Below are 7,175 nucleotides of genomic sequence, written 5' to 3' on the forward strand. Positions count from 1 at the left end.
AAGGCCCAGGTGCGGTTCTGACCTGAAAAGGTCCGGCCCAAAAATTCAGGTCAGGAACAAAGGGCGGCGCAGCACAAAACTGAACGGCGGCCCAAAGGGCCGCCGCGCCATGCGGTCGCCCCGTCATCCACATTGACGGGGTGACCCGCGTCCACGCCTCACGCCAGTTTGAAAGCAGAATCCGGAGCGCTCATTGGCCCGAATGCGTTACCGTGGCGTGACTCGGGCAACGCGAAAGCGGGGATGACGGCATTGGTTGGCAAGGCAGGCAAAATCAGGATCGGCATCGGCGGCTGGACCTATGCGCCGTGGCGCGGCGTGTTTTATCCGGACAAGCTGCCGCAAAAGCGCGAGCTGGAGTATGCCGGCGCGCATCTCACCTCGATCGAGATCAACGGCACTTACTACGGCTCGCAAAAGCCGGAGAGCTTCGCCAAATGGCGCGATGAAACACCCGATGACTTTGTATTTTCGCTGAAAGCGCCGCGTTTCGCCACCAACCGCCGGGTGCTGGCTGACGCTGGCGAAACCATCGAGCGCTTTTTCAACAGCGGCGTCACGGAACTGGGCGACAAACTCGGCCCGATCAACTGGCAGTTCATGGCGACAAAGAAATTCGACCCGGGTGATTTCGAAGCTTTCCTGAAGTTGCTGCCGCAATCCGTTGGCGGGCGCGACCTGCGCCACGTGGTCGAAGTGCGTCATGACAGCTTCCGCACGCCAGAATTCACTGGTCTGCTCCGCAAATTCGGGGTGGCGGCGGTCGTCGCCGGCGACAGTGACTACCCGCAGATCGCTGATGTGACGGCGCCATTTGTCTACGCCCGCATCATGGGCACGCGGGAGGACGCCGGACCGGACGGTTACGATGACGCCAGTCTCGACCTCTGGGCGGACCGCGCCCGGACATGGGCGTCGGGCGGCGCGCCGGAAGGGCTGGATTACGTGGAGAAACCGGCGACTGGCGCCCCGCGCGATGTTTTCCTCTACGTCATTAGCGGCCACAAGGTGAGCAATCCAGCAGCAGCCATGGCGCTGACCGGACGAACCGGGTGACCGCTGCCCAAAAGAGGGAAATGCCCCCAGAGACCTATGACCACGGCGATTTGGGCAGCGCTGGCGCAATCCCCGCCCGCATGCCCCCCGGGCCAGCTTCCCGGACCGCCCAAACGCCAAAGCAATCTGCATGGTGTTTTTTGCTTTGATCAGGTTCGGCGCCGTCGATCCGCCATAACGCGGCAACCTTGCCAGTCAGGATCATTCCAAAAGCCCTGGCGCGTTCATATCTTGGGGGACAGCTACATAGCGTTTCCACGTCGAGGGCTCATGATGACCGTTGCGCTCCCTCCGGATGTCCTGCCCGAGTTCCCCGTCTTCTCCGAGTTTGCGGATGTGGCGAACCCCTCGCACTACCTGCGCCTGCCCGATGACTGGCTGCTTGCGGTAGCAGACGTGGTGTCGTCGCGGACCGCGATCGCCGGGGGAAACTACAAGACAGTGAACATGGCGGGGGCGTCGGTCATCACGGCGGTCCTGAACGCCCTTGGCCGCCCGGATCTCCCCTTCGTTTTCGGAGGCGACGGCGCGACCGTTGCTATCCCGGAAAGCGGAGAAATGGCGGCGCGGCAGGCTCTCGCCGATAGCGCCCGCTGGATCGCTGATGAGTTGCAGCTGGAAATGCGCGTTGCGCTGGTGCCGTTATCAGCGGTGCGCGCGGCCGGCTTTGACGTGCAGGTCTCGCTGTTTCGCACGGGAACGGGCCTGGCCTACGCGATGTTCAGCGGTGGCGGCTCAGCCTGGGCCGAGGACCAGATGAAGCAGGGCCAGTTTGCCGTGCCGCCTTCTCCAGAAGGCGCCCAGCCCGACCTGCATGGCCTTTCATGCCGCTGGAGCCCGCTTCCGTCCCACAATGGCAACGTTGTGTCTATCATCGTGACGCCCGGAAAACGGGGCGCGGATGCAACTTTCAGCGCCCTGGTGACCGAAGTGGTGGCGGCCACCGCCTCCCCGGGCCATACGCCCAACCCGGTGCCGGTGAACGGACCGGCGCCGATTGTTGATTTTAGCGGCGTTGAGACCGAGGTTCGCACACATCCCGAACCTGAGCGCAGACGGGCGCGCCTGTTGGCAAGGGCTTCGATCGTCATGGTCTGGCTGTCTTACAAAACGGGAATCTCCCTTGGTCGTTTCAACGCGCGCCGTTATGTCCGCGAGATCCGCCAAAACACCGATTTTCGCAAATTCGACGATGGGCTGAAGATGACCGTCGACATTGACGACATGGGCCTGCGCCGCATCGAGGCGATGCTCTCGGAGGCGGCGGAACGCGGCGACTGCTATTTCGGGGTGCACCGGCAGGACAGCGCGCTGATGACCTGCATTGTCCCGGGGCTTGGCATGACGCAACACATGCATTTCGTCGATGGTGCTGATGGCGGCTATGCGAGGGCGGCAGTAAAAATGAAGGAGATGGTTGCTGGAAGCGAGGCTCTGAATGCCTGATAGCGCCCTGCGGGTTGTCGGGCGGCGGCCTGTTTCCGCATCATGAGCACGCCATGTCGACTGTGAGGGAGCCGGGAGACGGGATCACGGATGCGAACGGGCCGAAGCCTGTCCGCCGCATCATCCATGTCGATATGGACGCCTTCTATGCGTCGGTCGAGCAACGCGACAACCCGGAACTGCGGGGCAAGCCGGTCGCAGTTGGCGGATCAGCCGCGCGCGGCGTCGTGGCGGCCGCCAGCTATGAGGCGCGGGCATTCGGCGTACGCTCCGCCTTGCCCTCCGTCACCGCCAGGCGTCGGTGTCCCGAGCTGATTTTCGTGCCGCCCCGCTTTGACGTTTATCGCGCGGTTTCAGCCCAGATCCGGGAGATCTTTGCCGAACACACGGATCTCATTGAGCCGCTGTCGCTGGATGAGGCCTACCTCGATGTCACGGACAACAAACAGGACATTCCTGTAGCGACCGATATCGCCACAATGATCAGGGCCCGGATCCGGGAGGTGACTGGCCTCAACGCCTCAGCCGGGATTTCCTATTGCAAGTTCCTCGCCAAGATGGCCAGCGATCTGAACAAGCCCAACGGCCAGGCCGTGATCACGCCGCGGAATGGTCCATCGTTCGTCGCCGGGCTGGCGGTCAGGAAGTTCCATGGGGTTGGGCCGGCGACGGCGGCGAAGATGGAACGGCTCGGCATCCTGACCGGGGCAGACCTGAAGGCCAAATCCCTGGACTTCCTGCAGGAGCATTTTGGCAAGTCGGGGCTGTGGTACTTCAGGATCGCTCGCGGAATCGACAACCGCCCCGTCCAGCCAGACCGGCAGCGGAAATCCATTGGAGCGGAAGACACGTTCGCTACGGATATCTTCGAACTGGAGCCGGCTCAGGCGGAACTCAGACCGCTGATCGCCAAGGTCTGGCGGCACTGTGAAGCAAAAGGGCTTCGCGGCCGCACCATTACGCTCAAGGTCAAGTTTGCTGACTTTCAGCAGGTCACCCGCAGTCGCACCCTGGAGCATCCGCCAGAGCGCCCTGAGGCCATCGAAGCCATCTGCGACGCCCTGCTCGCGCAGCTTCACCCATTCCCAAAAGGCATCCGCCTGCTGGGCGTCACCCTCTCCGCCCTGACGGATGTTCAGGTAAACGCCGCGCAGGAACGTCAGTTATCGTTCCTGTAGGTGCGTTCGCATGGACGGCAAGTCGCCTGCTCACGCGCGCCCCGGGAGTCCGCTGGTATTCTGACTGCCTTGCGTGCGCAGACTGGCGCCCGGATATGTCCGGCCAGCGCCGGCGGCGGATGCAAGCAGCACAAAGTGCTGCCGCCGGTCATGCATCTGCTGATTGAGGGTCAGGTCGCCCCTGTGAACAAGGCGTCGCGCCGCCGGCGACGCTTGGACATGAGGGATTTGTCTGCCTCTGATTTCGGCGCCGCCCCCTTTTTCGAATAGTCGATTGCCACGCCGTTGCAAGCGATCCGGGCTAATCACGCGCCGGTATTTGAACAGAGAGGACCGGGCATTGGAGCTCGCCGAATTTTGCGAGCGCAAATTGTCGTAGGATGGGCCGCTCCCCGAATGGGGAACGTATAGCGCCTGACCGCCCCCGGATAAGGGGGAGAAGCAACTGGAGGCAACATGGCAAACCCGCCCCGCCGTCCCCGGCACGATCCAATGGCTGCGGCCGAAGCAGTCTTCAAACCAAAGAAGCCGGCGCCGCCGCCCGTAGAGGCGGTTTCTGCGCCTCCTGGCGCCAGAGAACTCGTGTCTCTCCGCATTGATAGCGCAGTGCTGGAGCATTTTCAGGAAGACGGCCCTGGCTGGCAGGATCGCATCAACGACGCTCTGCGGAACGTGGTCGCCGGGATGAAAGCGAAGTAAGGCGGTCCATGTGCTGGCGCGCACATACGGGCGAAGGGCCAGGTCGTAGGTTGCAACCATGGAGCTAGCGCTCCCCTCCCAGCGAGACCTCCCTTTAAGCCGCCCTTCTGGGCGGCTTTCTTTTGCTGGCCGCCATTCAGAGGACCACGAAGCCCGCTCTCAACCAAAGGCGTCAGAAGGCGCGCGACGCAACAGCCGAGCCGTTATTTGCGGGCGCAAGCTCCTGAAAGCCGCCCCGTCCCTGCCGCCAGAGATGGTTTCACCAAGACACCCTCAGTCCAACATTTCCTCCCCAAGCGCGGTTCTCACGCCCATCGAGCCCGGTTGAGTAGTTTACCTTTGCATAGAACGCCACGTTCTGAGCCACCTGCGCCGAGGCGCCGGCGCCCACTTCTAGCGACGTAAGATTGCGTTCCGTCCCAATCGGGAATGCGCCAAACCTCACCTTGTCAGAACCGTTCCCGAATTCGTGCCAGAGATTGACCAGGAAGTAGGGCTTAATCGGAATGTCGTTCCAGCTGAACTGACCGGCAAGGCGCGCGCCGATGCGGCCCGTGAGCACGTTGGCGTCATCGTAACTGATGGATGACACAAGGTCCTGGAGACGATCACTACGCTGGCTCTGAAAGATCACTTGCGCCTGGGGCTCGATGCGCCAGTGGGCGTCAAGCTGGATTGGATAGCCTGCCTCCGTAGATAGGGTGAAGATCGACCCACGTGTGGACTGCCTGAATGAGGAAAGCGGTCGTACCTCCTGATCCAGCCAGGACCCCATCACCACAGTGTCGACATACGCGCCGCTGGACCAGAAATGGGTCCAATAGGCCCCAAGATTGTAGGTATCGATATTGATCGAACCTACGCGGCGGTTTGGACGTCCGCTGGCCAGTCCGCGGGCGTCACCCGATCCGTTGCCATATCCAAAGAAGACGCCCACACGGTCCCGCTGGCCGTCCGCATGATCTAGTCCGAGTAGCGGCAATCCGCCCTGGATGCCCCAAAGCGTTCCATCGAAACTCGGAGCCGCCAGCCCGCGCCATGACTCATCGCGGCGGCTGCCAAACGTGCGAAGCCAAATTCCGCCAAGCCCTCTCGCGCCTGATGCGTAAGCCTGCTCGCCTTCACGCTCGTGAAATGTACCAAGCATGGAACGGACGGTGGATCGTGCAATCGCCGGAACCACCGAATGCAGCGCCACTTCGGGCCGCAAGAGCGCAACACCTGTGACGGAGCCGCCCGACCCAGTGTTTCCGCCGACGCCAGCACTGGAACCGCTACCTGAACCGCCGCTTCCAGCACCGCTGCCCGATCCAGAGCCACCGGTACCGCCGCCTCCGGCGCCGCCAGAGCCACCGCCCGAAGAGCCGCCAGAACCGCCACCGCTTCCCGACCCTCCGGTTCCGCCGCCTCCACCGTCTGTCCCGCCGGAGCCACCCTCTCCTGGCGGCGCCACGGCAATTAGCCCACCGCAGGTACCGTTAACGCCGCCAACGGCGAGCGCGCAAATGCCACTCGGAACCCAGTTCCTCAGGTACCAGTTTTGCTCTGTCCCGGCAGTTACGCCGCCGCGAAAGAGTTGATATTCAAATGGGCCAGCCGCCACAGTACCAAGGAGCGAAAACGAGCCCGCCGCAGTTGTGGCTCCGTTGGTCGCCTGAACGACAAGAATGCCGTCCGCAAGGGTAAGGCCACCTTGCCCATTCACGTTGACAATGCCAATGCCGGTATTGCCGGTTGCCGTACCGGACTGGATCACCAGCTTGTCTGAAGGCGAACCATCTCCTTCCACTACGGTATTGAGCAGGAGCCGGCCTCCCTGCCCGATGTAGTTCCCCTTCACGACGAAATTGTCGGTCACAGAAGACCCGGCATTCGTGAGGTCAATGGCACCAGCGTTGAGGACACTCGCGAGCGCGCCTGGGGCATATGGGGCCACGGTATGCGTACCATTGCCAGCGTAGACGGTGCTGGTAGCGTCGATGGCCAGCGCACCGCTTCCGGTGCCCGCGTCACCCATGGTGAGAGTGCCATAGTTGTCAAATGTCAGAGCTGAATTGTTGGTTAGAGAAATCAGCTCCCAGTTTACGTAACGGGAAACGCCGTCTCCACGCGTGTTGTCCCAAACCAGCTGGTCATAGCCGACCCCACCGTCGATACGCAGGCCTGTCGCAAGGTTTGTCGGGGTCAGGTTCCGAAGTAGCGCGTAGTCGTCACCTGGGCCCATGTCGACGAAGCCGCTGATCGTTCCACCGCTCCACGTCAGTTGGTCAGCGCCTTCCTGCGCCTGGAAATTCGTCGAGATATGGCCGTCGAGGATGAAGGCCGTATCATTCCCGGTTCCCATCAGGACTGGCGCATTCACAACGCCGCCCGCCATAACAAAAATGTCCTCCCCCGGCCCCATGTCGATCACCCCGTTTTCAACGGGATTGGTCGAGGTGCCAAAGGGCCGGTTCGTCAGAATATCGTTGCCAGCGCCAAGCCTGATCGAGACATTTACAGTGCCCAGATTGTCGACAACGTCATTCGATAGGCCGCCAGTAGTATCGATGCTCTGGATCACTGCTCCTGGACGATTGACGATCGTGTTGCTTCCATCACCGACCAGTGTAATGCCGCCGTTAAAGGCGCCGAAGTTGTCGATGAAGTTTGATGGACCGGTCAGAGAAAACGGACCGCTGACTGTCCCACGCCCGCCGGCCTCCGAGCCGTTGATGAAGCGGTTCTGCAACGCCCCGTTAGAGCGGTTTTCGAACGTCTAGAATCATAAGAGGTTCCCCCTTCGCCAGATTTCTG

5 protein-coding genes are annotated in these 7,175 nt (G+C 62.0%); 4 read left to right on the forward strand and 1 reads right to left on the reverse strand.

Features of this window, described 5'->3' with window-relative positions; all coding sequences use genetic code 11:
• The first annotated feature begins 243 nt into the window (after positions 1–243).
• From IE243_RS21675 to IE243_RS21690, 4 genes are all read left to right on the forward strand, one after another.
• On the forward strand, positions 244–1,056 hold the full coding sequence (locus IE243_RS21675) for a DUF72 domain-containing protein (protein ID WP_191321387.1): 813 nt from the start codon (positions 244–246) through the stop codon (positions 1,054–1,056).
• Positions 1,057–1,326: 270 nt separating this feature from the next.
• Positions 1,327–2,502: a DUF3095 domain-containing protein gene (locus tag IE243_RS21680; RefSeq protein WP_244643311.1), complete on the forward strand. Its 1,176-nt coding sequence runs from the start codon at positions 1,327–1,329 to the stop codon at positions 2,500–2,502.
• Between the two features lie 53 nt (positions 2,503–2,555).
• A complete protein-coding gene (gene dinB / locus IE243_RS21685; protein WP_191321388.1) occupies positions 2,556–3,680 on the forward strand; it encodes a DNA polymerase IV in 1,125 nt (374 codons plus the stop codon).
• A gap of 456 nt (positions 3,681–4,136) precedes the next feature.
• Positions 4,137–4,379 carry a BrnA antitoxin family protein gene (locus IE243_RS21690; protein ID WP_191321389.1) on the forward strand — a complete coding sequence of 81 codons (243 nt, stop codon included), beginning with the start codon at positions 4,137–4,139 and terminating at the stop codon, positions 4,377–4,379.
• A gap of 259 nt (positions 4,380–4,638) precedes the next feature.
• Here the strand turns inward: IE243_RS21690 and IE243_RS21695 are convergent, their stop codons facing one another.
• Positions 4,639–7,110, reverse strand: coding sequence for an autotransporter family protein (locus IE243_RS21695; RefSeq protein WP_191321390.1), 2,472 nt, complete (start codon positions 7,108–7,110; stop codon positions 4,639–4,641).
• Positions 7,111–7,175 lie beyond the last annotated feature (65 nt).

The sequence above is a fragment of the Camelimonas fluminis genome (assembly GCF_014656355.1).
In the GTDB taxonomy this organism is placed as follows: Bacteria; Pseudomonadota; Alphaproteobacteria; order Rhizobiales; family Beijerinckiaceae; genus Camelimonas; species Camelimonas fluminis.